Annotated in this window: 21 protein-coding genes; 3 read left to right on the top strand and 18 right to left on the bottom strand. The window is 67.0% G+C overall.

Annotation, left to right across the window (positions count from 1 at the left end):
• Nucleotides 1–15 precede the first annotated feature (15 nt).
• A complete protein-coding gene (locus tag AC5RT8_RS02715; RefSeq protein ID WP_494094158.1) occupies nucleotides 16–981 on the top strand; it encodes an SPFH domain-containing protein in 966 nt (321 codons plus the stop codon).
• A gap of 247 nt (nucleotides 982–1228) precedes the next feature.
• The gene (locus AC5RT8_RS02710; protein ID WP_494094157.1) at nucleotides 1229–1576 is read left to right on the top strand and encodes an RNA polymerase-binding protein RbpA; all 348 of its coding nucleotides are present in this window, start codon (nucleotides 1229–1231) and stop codon (nucleotides 1574–1576) included.
• A gap of 83 nt (nucleotides 1577–1659) precedes the next feature.
• Here AC5RT8_RS02710 and AC5RT8_RS02705 read toward each other — a convergent pair whose 3' ends face one another.
• The 18 genes from AC5RT8_RS02705 to AC5RT8_RS02620 all read right to left on the bottom strand — a co-directional run bounded on the left by AC5RT8_RS02705 (nucleotide 1660) and on the right by AC5RT8_RS02620 (nucleotide 22268).
• Nucleotides 1660–2388 carry a polyprenol monophosphomannose synthase gene (locus AC5RT8_RS02705; RefSeq protein WP_494094156.1) on the bottom strand — a complete coding sequence of 243 codons (729 nt, stop codon included), beginning with the start codon at nucleotides 2386–2388 and terminating at the stop codon, nucleotides 1660–1662.
• 483 nt (nucleotides 2389–2871) lie between these two features.
• Nucleotides 2872–4524 (bottom strand): amidohydrolase, encoded by a 1653-nt coding sequence (locus AC5RT8_RS02700; RefSeq protein WP_494094155.1) that lies wholly within the window; start codon nucleotides 4522–4524, stop codon nucleotides 2872–2874.
• Between the two features lie 52 nt (nucleotides 4525–4576).
• A complete protein-coding gene (locus AC5RT8_RS02695) occupies nucleotides 4577–7429 on the bottom strand; it encodes a DEAD/DEAH box helicase (RefSeq protein ID WP_494094154.1) in 2853 nt (950 codons plus the stop codon).
• 71 nt (nucleotides 7430–7500) lie between these two features.
• A complete protein-coding gene (gene tatC, locus AC5RT8_RS02690) occupies nucleotides 7501–8328 on the bottom strand; it encodes a twin-arginine translocase subunit TatC (RefSeq protein ID WP_494094153.1) in 828 nt (275 codons plus the stop codon).
• 5 nt (nucleotides 8329–8333) lie between these two features.
• Nucleotides 8334–8639: a Sec-independent protein translocase subunit TatA gene (gene tatA, locus AC5RT8_RS02685; RefSeq protein ID WP_494094152.1), complete on the bottom strand. Its 306-nt coding sequence runs from the start codon at nucleotides 8637–8639 to the stop codon at nucleotides 8334–8336.
• A gap of 32 nt (nucleotides 8640–8671) precedes the next feature.
• A complete protein-coding gene (locus tag AC5RT8_RS02680; protein WP_494094151.1) occupies nucleotides 8672–9007 on the bottom strand; it encodes a hypothetical protein in 336 nt (111 codons plus the stop codon).
• A 44-nt stretch (nucleotides 9008–9051) separates the two neighbouring features.
• Nucleotides 9052–11022, bottom strand: coding sequence for a helix-turn-helix transcriptional regulator (locus AC5RT8_RS02675; protein WP_494094150.1), 1971 nt, complete (start codon nucleotides 11020–11022; stop codon nucleotides 9052–9054).
• Nucleotides 11023–11118: 96 nt separating this feature from the next.
• The gene (locus tag AC5RT8_RS02670; RefSeq protein WP_494094149.1) at nucleotides 11119–11514 is read right to left on the bottom strand and encodes an FKBP-type peptidyl-prolyl cis-trans isomerase; all 396 of its coding nucleotides are present in this window, start codon (nucleotides 11512–11514) and stop codon (nucleotides 11119–11121) included.
• 41 nt (nucleotides 11515–11555) lie between these two features.
• Nucleotides 11556–12449, bottom strand: a complete 894-nt coding sequence (locus AC5RT8_RS02665; RefSeq protein WP_494094148.1) for an FKBP-type peptidyl-prolyl cis-trans isomerase — start codon at nucleotides 12447–12449, stop codon at nucleotides 11556–11558.
• A 144-nt stretch (nucleotides 12450–12593) separates the two neighbouring features.
• On the bottom strand, nucleotides 12594–13955 hold the full coding sequence (gene pafA / locus AC5RT8_RS02660; protein ID WP_494094147.1) for a Pup--protein ligase: 1362 nt from the start codon (nucleotides 13953–13955) through the stop codon (nucleotides 12594–12596).
• On the bottom strand, nucleotides 13955–14707 hold the full coding sequence (gene prcA / locus AC5RT8_RS02655) for a proteasome subunit alpha (protein ID WP_494094146.1): 753 nt from the start codon (nucleotides 14705–14707) through the stop codon (nucleotides 13955–13957). Before prcA ends, pafA begins: the two co-directional genes overlap by 1 nt.
• A gap of 2 nt (nucleotides 14708–14709) precedes the next feature.
• Nucleotides 14710–15534 (bottom strand): proteasome subunit beta, encoded by an 825-nt coding sequence (prcB, locus tag AC5RT8_RS02650; RefSeq protein WP_494094145.1) that lies wholly within the window; start codon nucleotides 15532–15534, stop codon nucleotides 14710–14712.
• A 3-nt stretch (nucleotides 15535–15537) separates the two neighbouring features.
• Nucleotides 15538–15738, bottom strand: a complete 201-nt coding sequence (locus AC5RT8_RS02645) for a ubiquitin-like protein Pup (RefSeq protein ID WP_494094144.1) — start codon at nucleotides 15736–15738, stop codon at nucleotides 15538–15540.
• A gap of 52 nt (nucleotides 15739–15790) precedes the next feature.
• Nucleotides 15791–17386, bottom strand: a complete 1596-nt coding sequence (gene dop, locus AC5RT8_RS02640; RefSeq protein ID WP_494094524.1) for a depupylase/deamidase Dop — start codon at nucleotides 17384–17386, stop codon at nucleotides 15791–15793.
• A gap of 14 nt (nucleotides 17387–17400) precedes the next feature.
• Entirely contained in the window at nucleotides 17401–19158 is a 1758-nt protein-coding gene (gene arc, locus AC5RT8_RS02635) for a proteasome ATPase (protein WP_494094143.1), read from the bottom strand.
• A 105-nt stretch (nucleotides 19159–19263) separates the two neighbouring features.
• On the bottom strand, nucleotides 19264–20319 hold the full coding sequence (locus AC5RT8_RS02630) for a tRNA (adenine-N1)-methyltransferase (protein WP_494094142.1): 1056 nt from the start codon (nucleotides 20317–20319) through the stop codon (nucleotides 19264–19266).
• A 75-nt stretch (nucleotides 20320–20394) separates the two neighbouring features.
• On the bottom strand, nucleotides 20395–21549 hold the full coding sequence (locus AC5RT8_RS02625; protein ID WP_494094141.1) for a site-2 protease family protein: 1155 nt from the start codon (nucleotides 21547–21549) through the stop codon (nucleotides 20395–20397).
• Nucleotides 21546–22268, bottom strand: coding sequence for an HAD family hydrolase (locus AC5RT8_RS02620; RefSeq protein ID WP_494094140.1), 723 nt, complete (start codon nucleotides 22266–22268; stop codon nucleotides 21546–21548). Before AC5RT8_RS02620 ends, AC5RT8_RS02625 begins: the two co-directional genes overlap by 4 nt.
• Nucleotides 22269–22372: 104 nt before the next feature.
• Between AC5RT8_RS02620 and AC5RT8_RS02615 the strand changes: the two genes are divergently transcribed.
• The gene (locus AC5RT8_RS02615; RefSeq protein ID WP_494094139.1) at nucleotides 22373–23257 is read left to right on the top strand and encodes a PAC2 family protein; all 885 of its coding nucleotides are present in this window, start codon (nucleotides 22373–22375) and stop codon (nucleotides 23255–23257) included.
• Nucleotides 23258–23315 lie beyond the last annotated feature (58 nt).

Here is a 23315-nt window from a genome sequence, read left to right as displayed (position 1 = left end):
AACCTAAGGGGGAACATGAGCACAACAGCCGTCCTAGTCATTCTTGCCGTCCTGGTGATCTTTGTCCTGGTCGTCCTGGTCAAGGCCGTCAAGATCGTCCCGCAGGCACGGGCCGGTGTGGTGGAGCGGCTTGGCAAGTACCAGCGGACGCTGAACCCCGGCCTGACCATCCTGGTCCCGTTCGTGGACCGGATGCTGCCGCTGCTGGACCTGCGTGAACAGGTGGTGTCCTTCCCGCCCCAGCAGGTCATCACCGAGGACTCCCTGGTGGTGTCCATCGACACGGTCGTGTACTTCCAGGTCACCGACGCCCGGGCAGCAACCTATGAGATCGCCAACTACATCCAGGCCGTGGAACAGCTGACCACCACCACCCTCCGCAACGTGGTGGGCGGGCTGAACCTGGAGGAAGCACTGACGTCCCGCGACCGCATCAACGGACAGCTGCGCGGCGTCCTGGACGAGGCCACCGGACGCTGGGGCATCCGCGTCTCCCGGGTAGAGCTCAAGGCCATTGAACCGCCCCTGTCGATCCAGGATTCCATGGAGAAGCAGATGCGGGCCGAGCGGGAACGCCGTGCAACCATCCTGACGGCCGAGGGTACGAAGCAGTCCCAGATCCTCACGGCTGAAGGCCGCCGGCAGGCGGCCATCCTGGCCGCGGAGGGTGATGCGAAAGCCGCCATCCTGCGCGCCGACGGTGAATCCCAGGCCATTGGGAAGGTCTTCGAAGCCATCCACAAGGGCAATCCCGACCAGAAGCTGCTCGCCTACCAGTACCTGCAAACCCTGCCGAAGCTGGCCGAAGGCACGTCCAACAAGCTGTGGATCATCCCAAGCGAACTCGGCGAGGCGCTGAAGGGCGTAGGCAGTGCACTGGGGGACTTCGTCCCGGACCCCGCCGCGCATTCCTCCAACGGCAGCGCCCCGACGCAGAACACCGGTTCCGCGGCGGCACCGGGCAGCTCCGGCGGGCTCTAGCCCGTAACACTCCCCCGGTAGGCGGTTCCGCGTTGGTGCCGGTATAATTGTCTGTTTGCCGGGCAACAGCTGCGGCACCCAACGTCACCGCCGTCGGGAACAGCTGCGGCGCCGCCGGCGTTGTACCAGCTGGGACGGCATGGACGGAAGCCGGACGACCGCTCCGCCCGCGGTCGGCAGGCAGGGTTGGCACCGGCATAACAGAAGGATCCGCCAGCGGATCCAGCGGATTGAAGAGGGAGAAAAGATGAGCGATCGTAGCCTGCGGGGTATGCGCCTCGGCGCGCAGAGCATGGAGACTGAATCCGGTGTGGAACCGGCTCCCCGCCAGCGGGTGGAATACCGCTGTGAGGATGGGGAACGGGTTTTCGTAACCTTCGCGGCCGAAGCCGACATTCCCCCGGTCTGGATTTCCAAGACCGGCAAGGAAGCCCTCCTGGTGGACGGCGAGAAGCCTGACACGAGCAATGACAAGCCCGTGCGTACGCACTGGGACATGCTGCTGGAACGCCGCAGCATCGACGAACTCGAGACGATCCTCCAGGACCGCCTGAACATCCTGCGCGAACGCCGCGGAGAGCGCACCAGCGCCTAGCGGTCCTTCCGGCGGGGCCGGGACAGCATAAAGGAAGCGGGGCGGCTGCCACTTGGCAGCCGCCGCGCTTCCTTCGTTTAACCTCAGCTGCGCCCGGTGAGCTTCTGCCAACGGGCAGTCAGTCCCCACCGGGTAACGTTGGCCATCGCCTCAACCACAATGTTGCCGCTCATTTTGGAGTCTCCCAGTTCGCGCTCAACGAAGGTAATGGGCACCTCGGTGATCCGCAGCCCCAGGCGTGCCACCCGGAAGGTCATGTCCACCTGGAAGCCGTAACCCACGGATTCAACGGCACCCAGGTCCAGCTGCTCAAGGGTGCCGCGTCGGAACGCACGGTAGCCGGCGGTGATGTCACGGACCGGGATGCCCAGCATGAACCGCGAATACGTGCTCCCCGCACGCGAGAGCAGCTTGCGGCGAAGCGGCCAGTTGACCACCGATCCCCCCGTCACCCAACGGGAACCGATGACGAGGTCTGCACCCGCCTTGGAAGCTTCCAGCAGGCGCGGCAGCTCCTCCGGGCGGTGCGAGCCGTCCGCATCCATTTCGACCAGAATGTCGTAGCCGCGTTCCAGGCCCCAGCGGAAGCCCGCAATGTAGGCCGCGCCGAGGCCTTCCTTGCCCTTACGGTGCAGCACATGGACCTTCGGGTCCTGGGCGGCGATTTCATCCGCGTAGGCGCCGGTGCCGTCGGGGCTGTTATCGTCCGCAATCAGTACATCCGCATCGGGAACTGCGTTCCGCAGCCGCTTCAGGGTGATGGGGAGCGACTCGATCTCGTTGTAGGTGGGGATGATGGTCAGGACACGCACTCGGTAGGCCTTTCAGCGGACGCACGCCGCGGTGTTCGGGGACGGGGTTAGTCCCCCGGCAGACTATCCAGTATATGGGAGTCTGCGGAGCGGCGGGCCGGGCACTGAGGCCCGATGCAGCACAACCGGGCGGGTCCAGCCGTCTTCGGGCCAGTTCCGGCGTAACTGCCGGCCCTGTTTTCTACTGACGGTTGGCCCCACCCGGTTGTGTAATGCTGGACCCGGGAAGCGGCACGGCGGAGGATTTTCTCCGGTGCACCTGCAACGGGCCACGGCAGCACGGGACCGGCGGAACGGCATCCAAGGCACTGCCTGGATGCGATCCGGAACAACGCCCCGGCATCCCTTACTGAGCCGGCCCCGACTACGATCTTCATAGCCTACGTGCTGGCTGGTCTCTGTCAATCAGCCTGCTGACTAGGAGGTTTGTCTGTTAGTGCAGGTCAGAGGCGGTGTCGGAGCAGATGCAGACGCATAGGTAATTTACCGTTCACACCAGGCCGGCGCCCGGTAGAGTTCCCGGCCGTTGTGGACCGTCTGCAGGCAGCGCGGCTCGTCGCCGTTGTCCAGCGCGGGCAGCAGCGGCGTACCGGCACGCGGATCGGTGCTCCAGGCCGAGACATTGGCATCCGGCGTCTGGACCATCAGTTCCTGCACCTCCCACAGCGCGAAGGAAGCCGGTGCGCCGGCAGCCAGCTGTCCCCGCATGAAATTGGTCTCCCCGGCAGCACGCCAGCCGGCCCGGGTGTGGCCGATAAACGCCGCCCGTGCCGAGACCCGCTCCTTCGGATTGGAATGGGACACAGCGGCGCGCACCCCGGACCAGGGATCCAGCGGCAGTACGGGGGTATCGGAACCCAGGGCAACGGGCACACCGGCAGAGAGCAGCGACGCCATGCGGTTCATGCTCTCCCGACGGCCGCCGAGACGCTGCTCATAGAGACCGCCCGGTGCACCCCACGCGGCATCGAATCCGGGCTGGAGGCTGACGGTGATGCCGAAGCGCAGCAGTTCGGCAATGGCAGCGTCATCGGTCATCTCCGCGTGCTCCAACCGGTGGTGGGCAGCCCGGACAGCCGCCTCGCCCACGGCCTCGGCAGCAATGCGCAGCCCCGCCAACGCGGTGTTCATACCGGCGTCGCCAATGACGTGGAAGCCGCCCTGCAGTCCCGCCTTGGTCATCAGGGTGAGATGGCGCCCCACCTGTTCCGCCGTCAGGTACAGGGTGCCGGAGGCTTCGGCGCGGTCGGTGTACGGCTCGCGGAGGGCAGCGGTGCGGGCGCCGAAGGAACCGTCAATATTCAGGTCTCCGGCCAGGCCCAGCAGCCGGCCTTCGAAAAAGTCCACCAGGCCGGTGACTTCGGCTTCGGTTTCCACCAGCTGGCCCCAGTACGGGAGAACCTGCGGCAGCGGCTCCTCGACGAGCGGACCGTCCAGGCCCAGCAGGCGGCGCAGGTCCTCCGGCGGGGCAATGTGGGGTGCGGCCATTTCGGCCACGGCCACCACTCCGCGCGAGGCTGCGTGCTTGAGTGCGGCCAGCTGGAACACGCCCCGCTGGTCCGGATCGGCGTCGCGCGCCACGGTGCGGGCGGCGTCGTGGGCGGCACGGACAACGAAACCGTTGTCCCAGCCGTCGTACTCCTGGAGCCGCAGCTCGGCCGCCAGCGTGCCGGACACGGCCGCGCAGTGCACGTCGGAGCGGGAGAGGTAGACCGGTCGGTTGCCGGACGCGGCGTCGAGCTCCGCCGCGTCCGGGACGCGCCGTTCCGGCCAGCGCGACTCATCCCAGTTCGAGCCCAGGATCAGGCCGGTGGATCCGGCGGCGTAGTCCGCAACCCGGCCCAGCAGGTCTGCCAGGGAAGTGCAGCCGCTCAGGTCCAGGGTGGACAGTGACATGCCCAGCTCGGTGGTGTGGACGTGGGAGTCCACGAAGCCGGGGGCAACCAGCGCGCCGTGCAGGTCCACCACCTCCATTTTGCTGTCCTGGATGGACGTGGCGGCCTGCTCGGAGCCGACCCAGGCGATCGTGTCTCCGTCCACCAGCATGGCTGTGGCAAAGGGATCGCCGGCGCTGTAGACCGAACCGTTGCGGTAGAGCGTCAGGGCGGGGGCGCTCTGGATGGGACTGCCGTTCAAGGACTCACCTGTTTTCTGTTGCACGTTGGAAGAAGGGGGCGGCGGCCGGGGTTCAGTCGCCGACGTTGGAGTAGGCGACGACGCCGCGGCGCACCAGGGAAATGGCGTCCAGGAAGCGACGGCGCATACCTGTTGGCAGATCCGGAACCTTTGCCAGCTGGTCGAGCAGGTCAATCACCTGTTTGGCCCAGCGGACAAAGTCGCCGGCGGCGAGTTCGGTACCGTTCAGGGCCACCTGCAGATGCCTGCCCTTGACCCACTTGTACATGGGCCAGACCAGTCCCAGCTCCGGCTCGCCGGTCTGGGGCAGCCGGGACGCCTCCTCCAGGTCCGTGAGTTCGGACCACTGGCGGATGACGGTGTCCACTGCGGATTCGAGCGCCACGCTGGGCATTTTCGGCCGCAGCCCGCGCTCTTCGCGCTTGGCCTGGTAGACCAGGGCGGAGGCCAGGCAGGCCAATTCGGCGGCGTCGAGGTCGTCGAAGGCGCCGTGTTCCAGCGAGAGGGCCACCAGCAGGTCCTTTTCGCCGTAGATCCTCCGCAGTTTCTGCCCGGCCGGAGTGACGGAGTCGAGGCCCGCCGCATCCGGGGCAATGTAGCCATACCGGGCCAGCACGTCGCAGACCCGGTCAAAGGTCTTGGCGATGGTATTGGTCCGGCCCCGGATCTGTCCGACGAGGTTGTCGGTTTCCCGGCGCAGCTTCCACCAGCGCTCGGCCCAGCGGGCATGGTCTTCACGGTCACTGCAGCCGTGGCAGGGGTGCGCGCGCATTTTCCGGCGCAGTTCGGCTATCGCCTTCTCCTGCCGCTCCGTTCCGGCCGTATGCATGGCGTTGGCGCGGGCGGCTGCCGGGCGCGGCGGCCGGTGGTCATGCAGCGCGTTGCGAAGCGAGGAGGCCAGATCGCGCCGGTCCTTGGGCGAGCGGGAGTTGAAGGATTTCGGGATGCGGATGTGCGAGACCGGTTCCAGGGCGTCCTGAAGATCGGACGCGCTGATGCGCCGGATCTGCTTGTCCTCGGTGAGGATTGCCGGGCGCACCTCGCGGGCAGAGGCATCCACGTCCAGCACGACGGCGTGGCCGGCGTTCCGGCCCCCGGCAAGGAAGACGATGTCCCCCGGGCGCAGGTTCTCCAGGGAAGCGGCGGCCGCGCTGCGCCGGTTCCGGGCCTTGGTCTTGGAGGCGGTGCTCTCCAGGTCCGAAAGCTGCCGGCGCAGGGCTGCGTACTCGTTGAAGTCGCCCAGATGGCAGGTCATGGCCTTCTCATAGCCGGCCAGCGATTCCTCCCGCGAACGCACCTGTTTGGCCAGGCCCACCACTGACCGGTCCGCCTGGAACTGGGCGAAGGAGGACTCGAGGATTCCGCGGGCCCGTTCCCTGCCGAACTGGGCGATGAGGTTGATGCTCATGTTGTAGGTGGGCCGGAAACTGGAGTTCAGCGGGTAGGTCCGGCGCGAGGCCAGGCCTGCGACGGCCGCAGGATCGGTGCCGGGCTGCCAGAGGACGACGGCGTGGCCTTCGACGTCGATCCCGCGGCGGCCGGCGCGGCCGGTCAGCTGGGTGTATTCGCCGGCGGTGATGTCCACGTGTGCTTCACCGTTGAACTTGTCCAGTTTTTCCAGCACCACCGAGCGGGCCGGCATGTTGATGCCCAGCGCCAGGGTTTCGGTGGCGAAGACGGCGCGGACCAGACCGGCGGCGAAGAGGCGTTCCACCACTTCCTTGAAGGTGGGCAGCATGCCAGCGTGGTGGGCGGCGAATCCGCGGACCAGGCCCTCCCGCCAGGTCCAGAAGCCGAGCACCTCAAGGTCTTCCTCGGGAATGTCCTGGGTGGCTTCGTCTACCACGCGGGCGATTTCCCGCCGCTCGTCTTCGTCGGTCAGCCACAGCCCCGACTCGACGCACTGGCGGACCGCGCCCTCGCAGCCGTTCCGGGAAAAGATGAACGTGATGGCGGGAAGCAGGCCGTTGCGGTCCAGCTGGGCAATGACCTGGGGGCGGGAGGCCCGCTGGAGGCGCGTGATGGGCGAGCCGCCGTGTCCGGCGCCGGAGCGTCCGCCCCGGGAGGAGTCCCGCCGCCCGCCGCGGGAGGAGCCGCGCGGCCCTCCCCAGTGGCCCCGCTGGTTGATGCGGGACTCGGCGCGTGCCAGTTCCATCAGCTCGGGGTTGACCCGGTAACGCTCCTTGATGCCCGGCTGCTCGTCCGCGGCTTCATCGAAGGACACGTCGGATTCGAACAGGTCGAAGATGTCCCGTCCCACCATGACGTGCTGCCACAGCGGTACGGGCCGGTGTTCGGAAACCACCACATCGGTGTCTCCGCGGACAGTGTCCAGCCAGGCACCGAATTCCTCCGCGTTGGACACCGTGGCGCTGAGCGAGACCACCAGCACGTCGGAAGGCAGGTGGATGATGACTTCCTCCCACACCGCCCCGCGGAACCGGTCCGCCAGGTAGTGCACCTCGTCCATGACCACGTAGCCGAGGTCCATGAGGGTGTCCGAGTTGGAGTAGAGCATGTTCCGGAGGACTTCGGTGGTCATGACGACGACGTCGGCGTCCGGGTTGATGCTGGTGTCTCCGGTCAGCAGGCCCACCCGGTCGCTGCCGTAGGTTGCCGCCAGTTCGCTGTACTTCTGGTTGCTCAGGGCCTTGATGGGGGTGGTGTAGAAGGCCTTCAGCCCCTGCTGCAGGGCGAGGTAGACCGCGAACTCCCCCACGACCGTCTTGCCGGCGCCGGTGGGGGCAGCGACGAGGACGCCGCGGCCGGCTTCGAGGGACCGGCAGGCTTCGGACTGGAAGGTGTCCAGTTCGAAGCCCAGCGACTGCTCGAAGACCCCCAACCGGGTCCTGGCGTGTTCGGAACGTTGTTTCGCGGCTAGGTACCGCTCCGAAGGAGAAGTCATAAGCCCAGCCTATGCGCTGCGTCGGGGCAGGCACGCCACAATCATCGGTGGGCGAACGCGTCCCTGCGCCCCTACAGCTTGTCGATGGGGGTTGCCCGGTCGGCGTCGGCTTCCACGGCGGCTTCGCGTGCAGCCTGCTTCCGGACGCGGCGACGGTCATTGATCAGGCAAATGCCGACCGCCAGGGCAAACAGCGCCAGCAGCGGTGCGGCCAGGTAGAACATGCTCAGGGCATCGGCGCCGGGGGCCGCCATGGCTGCGAAAAGGCAGATGGCGAACACCGTGATGCGCCAGTACTTGATGATGGTGCGGCCGGACAGCAGCCCGGCCAGGTTCAGGCCCACCAGGAAGACCGGAATCAGGAAAGCGATGCCGAAGGCCAGGAGCAGCCGCAGCACGAAGGCGAGGTAGACCGAGGCCGTAATGACGTTTGATCCGCCTTCAGGCGTGAAATCGGTCAGCACCCGTACGGCCTGGGGCAGGACCAGCCACGCCAGGACAATGCCGCCGATGAACAGGGGCACGGCGGCGGCCAGGAAGCCCAGGGCCGCACGGCGTTCCTTGCGCTTGAGTCCGGGCGTAATGAATGCCCAGGCCTGGTAAAGCCACACCGGGCTGGAGACCACGAGGCCGACGAAAACCGAGACCTGGACCATCTGGTCGAAGGGGGTCGCGACGCCCTCGAAATTGATGGTGGTGAACCGCCCTCCGGAAGTTCCGGCGTCAATGAGCGGCTTCGTCAGCGCGTTGAAGACGGGCATGTAGAGGAAAAACCCGCCCACGGTGCCCAGGGCAACGGCGATGGCGGATTTGAAGAGCCGGTTGCGGAATTCCCGCAGGTGCTCTTTGAGGGCCATCCGCCCTTCGGGGTTGGATTTGCGCCCTTTATTCAGCGCCACGGCTGCTAGCGGCCGGTTGGCGGGTTACCCGCGGAGTCCGCGGGACCGCCCGGTGCACCGGACGGCGGGGTCTGTCCGGGGAAGAAGGTCTGCTCCGTGCCCTTGGTTCCTGCGTCGGGGTTCACTACCTTCCCTACGACCGGATCGGTGGGAGCGGGATCCTTGTCGTCGTCCTTCATCTGGCGCACCTCGGACTTGAAGATGCGCAGGGACTGGCCCAGGCTTCTGGCCAATCCGGGAAGCTTCGGGGCGCCGAAGAGCAGCAGAGCAAGTACAACTATGACGATGATTTGCCAGCCTTCAAGCCTCATGGCGGTGTCCTTTCATTGGGAAATATTCTATGTCAGAGTTCCGGGAAATCCCGCCACGCACGGGGCTGGCCCTTGGCGGTGCGCCGCTCGATGCGGTGCAGCCGCCGGGCTTCCCGGCGGGCCGCCTTGCCGGCGTCGTAGGCCCGCCGTGCCTCGGCCGGCTCGGTGAAGATGCCGGCAGGCCCTTCGTCCACCACGGTGGACGGGACCGTGTCCGGAACGCGTGGGGACAGCTTGGCAGACGCAGCTTCGAATTCCCGGAGAACGGCGAGGAACCTTCGGAAGAGCCGGTAGCCGATCAGGGCGTAGAAGCCCGCGGCGCCTGCCGCGAGGGCAAACCAAATGAGTATCCAGGACCACCAAGGCATACCCCCAAGCATAGTGGAGACTGCCTGCCCGGTCGGACCGGCGGCTAGGCGGACGGGTAGTTGGCGGCGGCCTCCCGCAGCCAGGCCAGCGCGGCTTCCCGCAGCTCCGCCGGGGCTGCGACGGCCGCCGTTCCGCCCAGCCGGGCCGTAAACGCGGGAATCCAGGCGGTATCGGCCGTGCGCAGTTCCACAGCTGTCCGTCCATCCGCCAGGGCGGCCTGGCGCTCGGCGTCGTAGGCCTCGGCGACCCAGAGGGCAGCCGGATCCAGGACCAGGGTAACCCTGCGGTCAAGTGGGCCGGGAGTGAACAGGCTGGCGGGAAACGCTGCTCCGGGCTCCGGCGCGTGCGTCAGCGCCGGACCGGTGTCCCGCACTCCGTGGATGCGGTCAACCCGGAAGTTGCGCGGAGCTTCCGCCCGGTGGCACCACGCCTCCAGATACCAGGTGTTATCCACCGAGAACAGGCGGCGGGGGTCCACGGTGCGGAGCGTGACTTCGTCGCGGCGCGGCACCAGGTAGCGCAGTTCCAGCTGGCGTGCACCGGAGATGGCCTGCTGGAGTTCGGCCAGGACGGCACCGCCGGCGGCGTCGTCCAGGCGTGCCGCGACCGCTGTCCCGACTCCGCCGGCCTCCCCTGCCGCCTCCGTCAGTTTCTCCAGCGCGCTGGCTACGGCAGCGGAGGAGCCGATGCCGGGCAGCGCCGACAATGTGTCCAGGCCCACGATCAGCGCAGCCGCTTCGTCCATGCCGAACCGCACCGGCTCGGACAGGTTCTCGGCGTTCTCAATGTAGATCCGGTCATCGTCGAAGCTGACGTCCATCAGTCCGTTGGGGTAATGCCGCGGTCCGCTCACGAAGAGCAGGGACAGGTCCTTGGCCAGCTGGTCTTTGCTGATGCCGAACGCGGCGGCGGTTTCGTTCATGTCGGCGCCCTGGTTTGCCAGCACGTACGGCACCAGGTCCAGCAGGCGGGTGAGGTGGTCCTGGGCTCCGGACGCCGGGCGGCGTGCGGGAGCTGCCGTCTCCGTCAGTTCGAAGGCAGGCAGCGGCAGGCTCTGGGCCTGAAGGGCGCGTGTCAGGGCGGTGCGGACGGCGTCCACGAGCTCGGGGGGTTCGACGGCGACGGCGGCCGCGCCCAGCGCTGCCGTGTCGGCCGCCAGTCCGTCCAGATCGCGGACCCGCAGGTGCAGCCGGTCCCGGCCGGCGTCCCCGGCTTCGGTCGATTCCGCCTGCAGCCGCAGGGCGGCTCCGGCGTCCGGGCGCACATCCACCACGGCCGGGCGGGGAGCGTAGACGTCGTCCAGGGAGGCCAGCGAGGTGTCGATGTCGAAGTCCGCGGGCACGGTGTAGGTGCCGGGCCGCAGCCGGACCGGGCCCTCCATGCGGGAGAGCCGGAAGATCCGTTCCGCGGCGCGGTCAAGGTCGTAGCCCACCAGGTACCAGTGGCCGAAACGGCTGCCCATCCCCCAGGGCTGCACCCTGCGCACGGACTGGGCTGCTGAGCCCGGCGGCCGGTAGCCGAAGGTCAGCGGGGTGCGGGTGGTGGCGGCGCGCCAGATCTCGTCGAAGTGCGGATCATTGGTGCGGATGCTGGGCTGCAGCGGAATGGCGCCGGCGTCGTCGGGCAGTACGCCCCGGGCGGAGAGCTTGCGCAGCGCGCGGGCGGCGGCGGAGCCGAGCGAGGCCTGGTCCCACATGCGGGCGGCCAGGGTCAGGACGGCGGATTCCTCCGGCGTGAAGCGCACGCCGGGAAGCCGGTAGGCGTCCTGCCGGATGCGGTAACGCTGGGCGGCGTTGTCCTCGTACGGCACGTCGTCGCTGTAGGACTCCACCGGAATCCCCTGCTCCCGCAGGAACGCCTTGTCCCGGTCGAACAGTTTCTCGCGGGCATCGGCCGTGGCGGCTTCCCCGTACAGTTCAATTTCTTCGAACAACTCGTGTTTGGTGAAGCCCCTGCGGGTGGACAGAAGGGCAATAACCAGGTTGAGCAGACGCTCGGTTCTCTTGGCGGACACGGGAGCTAATCTACCTTCCTTCCGGACGCTGCATGCGAAAGGGGCGGAACCGCCGTCGTTGATGACAGCGGTTCCGCCCCTTCCGGGCAGTGGAAATCAGCGGACGCCGAGCAGGTCCACCACGAAGATCAGGGACTCGCCCGGGGCCACGGCGGACCCGGCGCCGCGGTCGCCGTAGGCCATCGAGGAGGGGATTTCCAGCCGGCGGCGGCCGCCGACCTTCATGCCCAGCAGGCCCTGGTCCCAGCCCTGGATAACCTGGCCCACGCCTACCCGGAAGTCCAGGGGCGTGCCCCGGTTCCAGGACGCGTCGAATTCCTCGCCTGTGGAGAAGGCGACGCCCACGTAATGGGTGGAAACCGTGTCTCCGGCCTGCACTTCCCGGCCGTCGCCGACTACGAGGTCCTCAATGACGAGGTCGGTGGGTGCGTCGTGGGCCGGGAAATCGATTTCCGGCTTCTGGCGGTCGTATTCACGCTTGCCGAATGACATGGGTGCTCCTTTGTGTTGGGACTGCCTGCAATCCTATCCGGTTACTTGGCTTCGAGGATGTCGACGACGAACACCAGGGTTTCGTTCTGGAGCTCGTTGCCTTCGTTTGCACCGTAGGCAGTGGCGGGCGGAGCCACAATGAGGACCTGCGAGCCAACGGTCTTGCCGGCCAGCCCGTCGGTCCAGGCGGAAATGACCTGATTGAGGCCGAAGCTGGTCGGGCTGCCGCGTTCCCAGCTGGAGTCGAAGACGCTTCCGTCGGACCACTTCACCCCGTGGTACTGCACGGTTACGGTGTCGTCGGCTTCCACCACGTCGCCGTCGCCGGTCTTGAGGTCCTGTGCAACGAGCTCCGTGGGTGCTTCCGTGTCCGGAATCGTGATGGTGGGTTTGCCGTCCCCGTCCAGTTCGACGGACGGCTGGCCTTCGACCGGGGCCACGTCGTCGCCCCAGGCACGGGTCGGGACGTCGCGGGCATCAGCGAGGGTGAAAACGATGAACTGTGCCTGCGTGCCGGCAGCGTCGTTGCCCGGGACGAAGTACGCGAAGTCGGAGCCGATGGGCGCACCCAGCAGGGCGCTGTACATCTGCTCGTTGTTCTGCTTCAGGGTCTCGTCCACTGCAATGTCTTCGGCAGTTTCCGCCGTGTAGGTTTCCTGGCCGGCTTCTCCGGTCTCGGGGTCCACCATCATGAGGCGGATCGACGCGGTCTGGCCGTCTTCCAGTTCCTCGCCGTCGCCGTCGTTGATCCGGGTCAGGGTGGGCTCGTCAACGCTCAGCGGCTCCTCGAAATCGACGCTGGGCACGGAGGCTTCGTCGTCGCCCCGTTCGATCTTCACGGAGGACAACGGCCCGGAGGGCTTGGCGTCGTCGCCGCCGGAACAGGCGGTCAGGAACAGCAGGAAGGGCAGGAGAATGGCTAGTACTTTACGCACAGTACTTCTTTCAGTGGTGGACAGTGAGGCAGGCGGCCGTACCGCAGGTGCCGGCACGCCGGGCAGATAGGCGCCGCGCGGCCGCAACATGCCCCAGACTAGCCGGTCCGGCTGGATGAATCCTAGGTACGGGCCGCGCGAAGCTCAGAGAGTGGAAAGCAGGGCCTCCACCCGTTCATCAACTGAGGCAAAGGGATCCTTGCACAGCACCGTCTGCTGGGCCCGGTCATTGAGCTTGAGGTGCACCCAGTCCACCGTGAAGTCGCGGTTGGCGGCCTTGGCGCGCCGGACGAAGTCCCCGCGCAGCTTTGCGCGCGTGGTCTGGGGCGGCTGGTCCACGGCTTCCTTGATGTCGCTGTCCTCCACCACCCGGGCCGTCTCCCCGCGGGACTGCAGCAGGTAGAACAATCCGCGGCGCCGGGAAATGTCGTGGTAGGTCAGGTCCACCTGGGCCAGCCGCGGAGAGGTCATGTCAAGGCCGTGCCGCTCCCCCATGCGGTCCACCAGCTTCTTCTTGATGGCCCAGTCAATCTCGGTGTCAATGCCCGAGTAGTCGCCGGACTCGACGGCGTCCAGGGTCCGCTGCCACAGGTCGAGGATCCGCCCGACATGCCGGTTATGCTCCCCGTTCGCGGACACGAAGTCCTGTACCCGCTGGAGATAGATCCGCTGCAGGTCCAGGGGCGTCATGGTGGATCCGTTGGCCAGTTTCAGCGGCTGCCGGCCCGAGAGGTCATGGGAGGTTTCCCTGATGCTCCGGATGGGGTTCTCCAACCGGAGATCGCGCATCAGCACCCCGGCCTCGATCATCCGCAGCATCAGGTCCACGGTGCCGGCCTTCAGCAGCATGGTCGTCTCGGACATGTTCGAATCTCCGGCGATCACATGCAGGCGGCGGTAGTGTTCGGCGTCGGCATGCGGCTCGTCCCGTGTGTTGATGATGGGCCGGGAGCGGGTGGTCGCGGAGGAGACACCCTCCCAGATGTGGTCCGCCCGCTGCGAGAACGCGAAAAGCGAGCCGGACTGGGTCTTGAGCACCTTGCCCGCGCCGACCAGGAGCTGGCGGGTCACGAGGAACGGGATGAGGACGTCCGCCAGCCGGGAAAATTCGAGCCGCCGTGGAATGAGGTAGTTTTCGTGGCTGCCGTAGGAGTTGCCTGCGGAGTCCGTGTTGTTCTTGAACAGATAGACGCTGCCGTTGAACCCTTCGGCCTTCAGCCGGTCCTCCGCTTCCTCCACCAGGTCCTCGAGGATGAGTTCCCCGGCGCGGTCGTGTGCCACCAGCTGCGCGAGGTCGTCGCATTCGGCGGTGGCGTATTCCGGGTGCGATCCCACATCGAGATACAGGCGTGAGCCGTTGGTCAGGAAGACATTGGACGAGCGGCCCCAGCTGACCACCTTGCGGAAGAGGTAGCGGGCCACTTCCTCAGGCGAAAGGGGACGCGAGTCGGGTCCGGAATAGGCAATGCCGTATTCGGTTTCCACCCCGTAGATCCTGCGGTCCATCAGTCTCCTTCCGCGCTGGACAGCAGACGGTCCAGCTCAACGGTGTTTATCCTGCGGAATGCCCGCACCGTGCCGCGCGTGGAAAGCGGGTCCCGGTCCAGGACGGCCACTTCGAGCAGCCCGGCACCCAGCGGTTCCGCCGCCTGCCCGTTGGCCGACCCGTTGCCCGGGCCGTCGGCGGACCGGGTGGCGGACAGGGCCGTCACGGCCGTGCGGATGGCGGAACTGAAGTCCGCATCCTGGTTCCAGCTCCGGCTAAGGGCTTCGTTGACGATTTCGGCCTGGCCTCCCATCACCGTGTAGTTGCTCTCGTCCGCGATGGAGCCATCGAAATTCAGGCGGTACAGGCGGTCGGAATACGGGTCCTCCCCCACTTCAGCCACGGCCAGCTCGACTTCGAACGGTTTTCCTTCGGTGGTGAACACCGAGCCCAGGCTCTGCGCGTAGACGCTGGCCAGGCCCCGCGCCGAGACGTCGTCACGCGAATAGGAGTAGCCCCGCACGTCGGCGAACCGGATGCCCGCCTGGCGCAGGGACTCGAACTCGTTGTACTTCCCGACGGCGGCGAAACCGATCCGGTCGTAGATTTCGCTGAGCTTATGGAGGGACGGTGAGGGGTTCTCCGCCACCAGGGCAATGCCCTCCCGGCAGGTCAGGACGACTACCGAGCGGCCCCGGGCGATGCCTTTCCGGGCAAAGTCCGCCCGGTCCTTCATCAGTTGTTCGGGCGAGACATAGAACTGCTGGGTCACGGTTACGCCTCCAGCCCGGCGGCGGTGCGCCGTGAGACGAGGTCCTGGGTCAACTGCTGCAGTTCCCGCTCCGGGATCTCCCGGTTGCCGGCGCTGTTGACCACGTAGACCACCGGCCACAGCCGCCGCACCATGTCCGGCCCGCCCGTGGCCGAGTCGTCGTCGGCCGCGTCGTAGAGGGACTCCACGGCCACCCGGACGGCATCCTCCTCGTCCAGGTTCGGCTGCCAGAGTTTTTTCAGGGCGCCGCGTGCGAAGACCGATCCGGAGCCCACGCTGTGGTGCTCATACTCCTCGTACCTGCCGCCGGTGACGTCGTAGGAAAAAAGCCGCCCCACCCGGCGCTGGGCATCGAAACCCGCGAAGAGCGGAACCACGGCCAGCCCCTGCAGCGCCAGCGGAAGGTTGGAACGGACCATGGCGGCGAGCCGGTTGGACTTGCCGTCCAGGCTCATGGGCGTTCCCTCGATTTTCTCGTAGTGTTCCAGTTCCACCTGGAACAGCCGGATCATGTCCAGGGCCAGACCGGCCGTCCCGGCGATGCCGAGCACGGAGAAGTTATCCGCCGGGAAGACCTTCTTGATGTGCCGGCTGGCGATCATGTTGCCCATCGTCGCCCGCCGGTCCCCGGCCATCAGCACTCCCCCCGCGTAGGTGAGGGACACGATGGTGGTTGCCTGCGGAGCCAGCTCCGCCGCGGAACCGTGCGATGCCGGTCCCAGAGACCGGGAGGAGGGCAGCAGTTCCGGGCGGTGGCGCGTGAGATGGTCGGTAAAGGAAGAGGTGGGGGCTTCGTGGATGGAGGCGGCGGGGTCCCGGGGGGCCATCCGTTACTGACCGCCCTTCTGGATGAAGCCGCGGACGAATTCCTCGGCGTTGCTTTCCAGCACGCCGTCAATCTCGTCCAGCAGGTCGTCCACGCCCTCTGTTTCGGTGGTGGCTTCCGCTTCGGCGGCGGGGGGCGGGACGGCCTCGGTTTCTTCTTCTTCGACGGGATGGGTTCCGGTGTTTCTGCGGTCCTGGGTTGCCATGATGCCTAGCCCTTTCTTGCTAGCCCTGTCCTGCCCGGGGTGAAGCTTAGTCCTATGGTGCCACGGCGGCGTCCGAACCGGTCAGGAGTCTGGTGACAAAATCCTCGGCGTCGGCCGATGCGTTGAAGAGTTCCTCGGTCAGCGCCCGTGTCCCGCGCAGCGGCTCCCGGGTGGGGATCCGCTGGAGCCGCCGGCGGGAGGGAAGTTCGAAGATGATCGAATCCCAGCTCGCCCCGATGACTTCCTTCGGAAACCGGGTAAGGCAGTTCCCGCGGAAGTACGCGCGGGTGTCGTCCGGCGGGGTGGTGACGGCACGGGCAATCTCCGCGTCGGTGAGGATGCGTTCCATCTGCCCGCGGGCGGCCAGGCGGTAATACAGGCCCTTCTCCGGACGCATGTCGGAGTACTGCAGGTCCACCAGGTGCAGCCGTGCATCGGACCAGCCCAGCCCGTCGCGCTCGCGGTAGGCCTGCAGGAGTTTCAGTTTCGCCACCCAGTCCACGGAACCGGATGCGGCGAGAGGATCCCGTTTGAGGGTGCCCAGCAGTGCGGACCAGCGGGCCAGGATGTCTTCGGTGTCCGGATCCGTTCCGCCGCCGGCGCGGGAGAAGGCCGCCGCCGCTTCGAAGTAGATCTCCTGCAGGTCCAGGCCTGTCACCATCCGCCCGTCCGTCAGTTCCACGAGTTGTTCCAGCGTCGGGTCATGGCTGATGGCCTGCAGCGCCCCTACCGGGTCGCGGAGTTCGACGGGCGGGGCCGTGCCCGCTTCGATCATGGAGAGCACCAGCGAGGTGGTGCCGATCTTCAGCAGGGCGGACACTTCGCTGAGGTTCGCGTCGCCGATGATCACGTGCAGCCGCCGGTACTTTTCCGCCACGGCGTGCGGCTCGTCGCGGGTGTTGATGATCGGCCGGCGGATGGTGGTTTCCAGGCCCACTTCCGTTTCGAAGAAATCCGCCCGCTGGCTTAGCTGGAAACCCTGGCGCTGGTTGTTGGTGCCGATGCCCACCCGCCCGGATCCGGCAATGACCTGCCGGGATGCGAAGAACGGCACCAGTCCGCTGGCCAGCGCCGCGAACGGGACGCTGCGGGGCACCAGGTAGTTCTCATGGGACCCGTACGAGACACCCTTGTTGTCGGTGTTGTTCTTGTACAGATGCACCGGCGCGAATCCGGGCGTCCTTGCAATGTGCCGCATGGCTGCCAGCACCACGGCATCCCCGGCCTTGTCCCACAGCACCGCGTCGCGGGGGCGGGTCACTTCCGGCGAGGAATACTCGGGATGGGCATGGTCCACGTACAGGCGTGCGCCGTTCCCGAGGACCATGTTCATCAGCACCGGGTTATCCTGCGTCTGTTCGCCGTAGAGGGCGGCCGGTCCGCCGCCCTCCATGGCGATCTGTTCGGCGTCCAGCACGGGCGGTTCGTCCGTCAGTGAGGTGGGATCGGCTGCGGCACGGGGCACCGCGAATCCGCGGGCGTCGTTCAGCGGTGCCTCGTCGGTGTAGTCCCACCGCGTCCCGGAGAGATTGCCCGCGCCGGTCCGCAGGGTGGCAGCATAGGCGTTGACTATCTGGCTGGAGAGCACGGTGGCGTTGGCGGAGGGAAGGGACGGAGCCAGCACCCCGTATTCGGTTTCCGTCCCCATGACACGGCGGACGGTCACAGATACTGTCCCGGGTTTGCGGCGGTTTCGATGGTCCGGCCCGGTTCCTGTCCCGCCTTGCCCTGGACGATGGTCCGGATGTAGGTGATCCGCTCGCCCTTCTTGCCCGATATCCGTGCCCAGTCATCCGGATTGGTGGTGTTGGGCATGTCCTCGTGCTCGCGGAACTCATCCACCACCGCGCGCATCAGGTGGTCGATGCGCAGCCCGCGCTGGTGCAGCTGCAGCAGGTCCTTGATGGCGTACTTCTTGGCCCGGTCCACCACGTTCTGGATGACGGCACCGGAGTTGAAGTCCTTGAAGTAGAGCATCTCCGTATCGCCGTTGGCGTAGGTGACCTCCAGGTATTCATTGGCCTTGTCCTCGGCGTACATCTTCTCCACCGTGCGCCGGACCATGTCATTGACCGTTTCCACCGGGTCGTAGCCGTGCTCGGCGAGGTCGTCGCGGTGCAGCGGTAGGTCCGGGGTCAGGTACTTGGCGAAGATCTCTGCAGCGCCTTCGGCGTCGGGCCGCTGGATCTTGATTTTCACATCCAGGCGTCCCGGACGCAGGATGGCCGGATCGATCATGTCTTCCCGGTTGGAGGCACCGATGACGATCACGTTCTCCAGCTTCTCCACGCCGTCGATTTCGCTGAGCAGCTGCGGGACGATGGTGGTTTCGACGTCGGAGGAGACACCGGTCCCGCGGGTGCGGAACAGTGAGTCCATCTCGTCGAAGAACACCACCACGGGGCTGCCGTCGGAGGCCTTCTCCCGGGCGCGGCCGAAGATCAGCCGGATGTGCCGCTCGGTTTCCCCCACATACTTGTCCAGCAGCTCGGGTCCCTTGATGTTCAGGAAGTAGCTGCGCGTACCCAGCGTGCCGTTCTGCTCCATCACCCGCGCCGCGAGGGCATGGGCCACCGCCTTGGCGATCAGGGTCTTGCCGCAGCCGGGAGGGCCGTAGAGCAGGATGCCTTTGGGCGGCTTCAATCCGTGCTCCCGGTAGAGGTCCGGATGCATGAACGGGAGCTCGACGGCGTCACGGATCTGCTCGATCTGCGGGCCGAGCCCGCCGATGTCCGCGTACGAGATATCCGGGACCTCTTCCAGGACCAGGTTCTCCACTTCGCTGCGCGGAATTTTTTCCAGCGCGTAGCCGATGCGGGTGTCCACGGTGAGGGCGTCCCCCACCCGGACCTTTTCCCGGCCCAGGGGGCCGTTGAGCCGGACCACGCGTTCGTCATCCGCGCGTCCGATCACCAGCACCCGGTCCGGGTCCAGCAGTTCCTTCACCGTGAACAGTTCCCCGGCGCGTTCGAAGCCGAGGGCGGCAATGACGGTGAGGGATTCGTTCAGCAGCACCTCCTGGCCCGGGACAATCTGGCCCAGGTCCAGGAGGGGCGAAACGGTAACCCGGAGCTTGCGCCCGGACTGGATGATGTCCAGGCTTTCCTGCACTGCCGCGATGGTCGTCACGCCGGGTTCGGCGTCGCGGCGCTGGTTGACTCCGATGACGGTGCCGAAGCTGAAGGGCGTTGCACCCTCGTTCTCCAGGGCATCCTTCAACCGGATAATCTCGGCTTTCGCGGTTTCCAGCATGGCCACGAGCCGGGCGTTGTTGTGGGTCAGGGCAGCGAGCTGCCGGTCCAGATTCCGGAGTTTGTCCCGGAGGACGTTCACTTGGCGTGCTTCGGTGCCTGCTACGGATGCTGCGGACACCGGGCGGGATCCCCCGGTCCCGGGTCCAACGTTCTCGGGTTCAGTCATGTTACCGACCGCCTTCACGTAGCTCTGGGTCTGTCCAATGACAGTAACCCAGCGCTACGGAAGATACACGGGGTACGGCGTCTTGTGTTTCGCCGGTTACCCCCGCTATGGCGTGTCGGTCTCCTGCTGGAACTTTTCGGCGTTTTCGAGGGCTCCGCGCTGCACGGTGGAGCTGGCATCCCGGGCGGCACGGCGCAGCTTGTGGGCGGACACTTCACGCTCTCCGACCGCGGCCGGGGTCCACGCGTTGAGGTCCTCTTCGCTGAAGTTGGTTTTCGAGGCACGGCGCTTGGCCACGAGCCCGGTGGCCCCTTCGGCGAGCCGGCGGGCGGTGAGGAGGAAGCCGGTGTGCGCCACCATCCGGTGGTCCGGGCGTACGGCCAGGCCTTCCAGGTGCCAGCCGCGGACCAGGGATTCCCAGCCGTCCGGTTCGGTAAACCGGCCGTCGGCGCGGATGGCCTCCGCGGTGCGGGACAGCTGGGTGACGGTGGCCACGTAGGAGATCCACACGCCGCCCGGAGCCAGTACGGTCGCTACGGCGTCGGTGCACTCCCACGGCGCCAGCATGTCCAGGACCACGCGGTCCACACTGCCCGGTTCCTGCGTCTTGACCACTTCGTCCTGGAAATCGCCGAGGCTGATGTCCCAGGCCGGATGCGGTCCCCCAAAGAAGGTCTCCACGTTGCCGCGGGCAATCTGGGCGAACTCTTCGCGGCGTTCGTAGGAGTGCAGGCTGCCGTGGTCACCGACGGCGCGCAGCAGCGAGATGCTCAGGGCACCGGAGCCGACGCCGGCTTCCACCACGCGGGCGCCCGGGTAAATGTCAGCCATGGTGACGATCTGGGCCGCGTCCTTGGGATAGACGACGGCGGCGCCGCGCGGCATCGAGAGGACGAAATCCGAGAGCAGCGGGCGCAGGATCTGGTACTGGTGCCCGGCGGTGTTGGACACCACGGACCCTTCGGGCAGTCCGATGACGGAGTCGTGCTGCAGGTAGCCGCGGTGGGTGTGGAAGGCGCCGCCCTCGGTGAGGGTGATGGTGTTGCGGCGGCCCTTCTCATCTGTCAGTTGGACGCGTTCCCCGGGCCGCAGCGGTCCTCGGCGGATCTCGGCGCCGTGGGGTGCGGCAGTGGTGGCCTGCTCCTGGTTTTCGGAGTTCATGGTGTTCCTTTGGTTCTCTAGCGGGCTTGGGGTGCCGGCGCGTTGCAGCCGGGCGGGGCAGGAAGGCTGGAAGGTTCAGAGGCCGGGGCGGGCGGGTTTTCCCGTGACGGCGGCGACGACGGCGGCCTGGCGCAGCAGGCCGACCACCGTTCCGTCACGGTTGATAACCGCGTACTCGCTGCCCTGCAGTTTGGCCAGGTATTGGACGAGTTCGGATCCGGCAGCTTCCTCGGGAACATAGGCGCCGGCTGCCAGCGGGCGGGCGACGGCGCTCACCGGAACGTGTCCGGCCTGCTCGCCGGGAACCGATGCCAGGGCTGCGCGGTCCACGACCGCTTCCGGTTGTCCGGTGGCGGCGGTGACCACGACGGCGGCGTCCGGCTGTTCGCGGGCAAGGGCCATCGCCTGCCCCACGGGTGCTACGCCGGGCAGGGATACCGCCGGTTCCATCAGGGCGCCGGCGCTGACCCGGGGCAGCCGCAGGCGCACCCGTGCGTTGGCGATGGCAGCCCCCGCCCCCATCCAGAGGACACCGCACACCAGGGCGGCCAGCAGCACAAGGCTCAGTGATGGTGCTTCGCCCCGGAGATACGGAGGAACGAAGAGGGCAGCCAGGAGCAGGACCGAAATGATGCGTCCGGCCCATCCGGCGGCAACGGTGCCGCGTTCCTGCGAACCGGTGATCTTCCAGACCGCGCTTTCCACTATGCGTCCGCCGTCCAGCGGAAGCCCGGGCAGGATATTGAACATGCCGATCAGAAGGTTCGCGGTGACGAAAATGAAGGTGACGAGCGCAGCCACGCTGTCTTCGGCGAGGAACTGCTCGACACCGAAGCCGGCTGCCGCCAGCAGGAAGTTGGCGCCCGGGCCGGCCAGGGCAACGAGGAGGGAACGTCCCGGAGTGGACCGCAGCTCACCGAACTGCGTGTGTCCGCCCCACAGCGTCAGCACGATCTTGGCGGTAGGCCAGTGATAGGCGCGGGCGGTCAGGGCGTGCGCTGCCTCGTGTGCCAGGACCGAGAGCAGCAGCAGGACCGCGTAGCCCAGGGCGACGGCAAAGGCCCCGGCACCCAGGCGTGGGAAGGCTTCCCGCACCTGCGGTCCGAAGACGGCGACGATCAGCGCCGCGATGAGGAACCATGAGTACGCTAGGATCACCGGTACCCCGGCAATGCTCCCCAGCGGGATACCTTCGCGGCGTTCGGTGTCGGCGGGCCCGTTGCTGCTCACCTGGCGGACTCCAGGGCATATCCGGGAAGCAGCCCGCACAGGTGTTCCACCCCGCGGCCGGCCAGGGTGTCCCATTCGTTCTCGAAGGCGCCCGCCGGCAGCGGCACGAAGTTCGGTACGGTCAGGGTCACCAGACCGGCAGCCTGGGCGGAAGTGGCACCGGGCAGTGAGTCTTCAATGGCGACGACCCGCTCCTTCGCCAGCCCGGGAACGGAGGCGGCGAGGGTATCGAAGGCCAGCTGGTAGGGCTCGGGGTCCGGCTTTCCCCTGCCGACCATGTCGCCGGTGACCACTACGCCGAACGTTCCCGCCGGAAGGGCGCGGAGGATTTCCTGTGCCAGCACCTGCTCCGACATGGTGACCAGGGCGCAGGGAATCCCGGCGGCCTGCAGTTCGGTCAGGAGCTCCCGGGCCCCCGGCCGCCACGGCACCTCCCGGCGTACCTGAGCTGCAACGCGGCCAATCAGCCGGTCAATGATCTCGCGGGTTCCCAGGGCGACGCCGGCCTGCTGCAGCATCCCTGCACTGGCTTCCAGTGCCTGCCCTACCATGGCTTCGGCCTGCGCATCCGTCCAGTCAACGCTGAACTCCGACGTGAGGTCCTTTTCGGCAGCTATCCAGTACGGCTCGGTATCCACGATGGTGCCGTCCATATCCCAGAAAACTGCCTGCAATGCTGCGTCGGCACGGCTGTTGGGGGAATCGGAGAGGAGGGGCATGTCCCCAGTCTACGGGGCCGCGGAAGCCGGTGTTTCTTTTGCTCTCCGCGAAGCGCCGTGACGCGCTCCTGACACGCGGGGCCGGCGGGGCATAGTGTGAAGTGGTGAGCAATACCGAAGGCTTTGAAGCCACAGGCCTCCAGGATTTCTTTGGCGACGGGACGTCCTCCGAACGCGTCACGGTGATGCTGGCTGCGTTCGAAGGATGGAACGACGCAGGCGAAGCAGCCTCCGACGCCCTGAAATTCCTGAGTCGGCACTGGGACAGCGAAAAAATAGCCAGTATCGATGCCGACGAATACTACGACTTCCAGTTCACCCGGCCCACGCTGAAGCGCACTGCCTCAGGCGGACACCGGATCAAATGGCCCACCACGCGGATCTCCCGGGCCGAGGTGCCGGGCAGCAACCTGGATGTCATTTTCGTCACCGGCGTCGAGCCTTCGTACAAGTGGCGGGCCTACACCGCCGAACTCATTGCCCTGGCTCAGGAACTGGACGTTGACTGCATTGTCCTCGCGGGGGCACTGCTGGCTGATGTTCCGCACTCGCGCCCCATCCCGGTCAGCGCTTCCTGCGAGGAAGCGGACCTGCAGGAAGGCCTGAGCCTGGAGCCTTCCTCCTACGAGGGGCCGATCGGCATTGTCGGCGTGGTGTCCGAGATGGCGAACCTGGCCGATATTCCGTCCATCTCGCTCTGGGCAGCCGTACCGCACTACGTGGGGCAGGCGCCGTCGCCCAAGGCGCAGCTGGCACTGCTGAACCGCATCGAGGAACTGCTGCAGGCGCCCCTGGACACCCACCTGGTGACCGAGGAGGCCGAAGCCTGGGAACGGGGCGTGGACGAGCTCGCCACGGAGGATCCTGAGGTCGCCGCCTACGTCCGCCAGCTCGAAGAAGCGAAGGACACGGCGGAGCTGCCTGAGGCCAGCGGGGAGTCCATTGCCCGGGAGTTTGAACGCTACCTGAAGCGCCGCCGCCGGGACTGAGCAGGGGAAACGAGAACGCCGGCCGCACCCGAGGGGCGGCCGGCGTTTTCGTGTCTCT

Source organism: Arthrobacter sp. Ms25, from assembly GCF_059090365.1.
This window is presented reverse-complemented; position numbering and strand designations above follow the sequence as displayed.

Bases quoted from the DNA above. Each gene is read 5' to 3' on its own strand.
- AC5RT8_RS02695 (WP_494094154.1), bottom strand. From the start codon at position 7,429: ATGACTTCTCCTTCGGAGCGGTACCTAGCCGCGAAACAACGTTCCGAA.
- AC5RT8_RS02680 (WP_494094151.1), bottom strand. From the start codon at position 9,007: ATGCCTTGGTGGTCCTGGATACTCATTTGGTTTGCCCTCGCGGCAGGC.
- AC5RT8_RS02670 (WP_494094149.1), bottom strand. From the start codon at position 11,514: ATGTCATTCGGCAAGCGTGAATACGACCGCCAGAAGCCGGAAATCGAT.
- AC5RT8_RS02715 (WP_494094158.1), top strand. From the start codon at position 16: ATGAGCACAACAGCCGTCCTAGTCATTCTTGCCGTCCTGGTGATCTTT.
- arc (WP_494094143.1), bottom strand. From the start codon at position 19,158: ATGACTGAACCCGAGAACGTTGGACCCGGGACCGGGGGATCCCGCCCG.
- tatA (WP_494094152.1), bottom strand. From the start codon at position 8,639: ATGAGGCTTGAAGGCTGGCAAATCATCGTCATAGTTGTACTTGCTCTG.
- AC5RT8_RS02620 (WP_494094140.1), bottom strand. From the start codon at position 22,268: ATGCCCCTCCTCTCCGATTCCCCCAACAGCCGTGCCGACGCAGCATTG.
- pafA (WP_494094147.1), bottom strand. From the start codon at position 13,955: ATGGACCGCAGGATCTACGGGGTGGAAACCGAATACGGCATTGCCTAT.
- dop (WP_494094524.1), bottom strand. From the start codon at position 17,386: ATGGGGACGGAAACCGAATACGGGGTGCTGGCTCCGTCCCTTCCCTCC.
- prcB (WP_494094145.1), bottom strand. From the start codon at position 15,534: ATGGCCCCCCGGGACCCCGCCGCCTCCATCCACGAAGCCCCCACCTCT.
- AC5RT8_RS02630 (WP_494094142.1), bottom strand. From the start codon at position 20,319: ATGAACTCCGAAAACCAGGAGCAGGCCACCACTGCCGCACCCCACGGC.
- AC5RT8_RS02645 (WP_494094144.1), bottom strand. From the start codon at position 15,738: ATGGCAACCCAGGACCGCAGAAACACCGGAACCCATCCCGTCGAAGAA.
- AC5RT8_RS02710 (WP_494094157.1), top strand. From the start codon at position 1,229: ATGAGCGATCGTAGCCTGCGGGGTATGCGCCTCGGCGCGCAGAGCATG.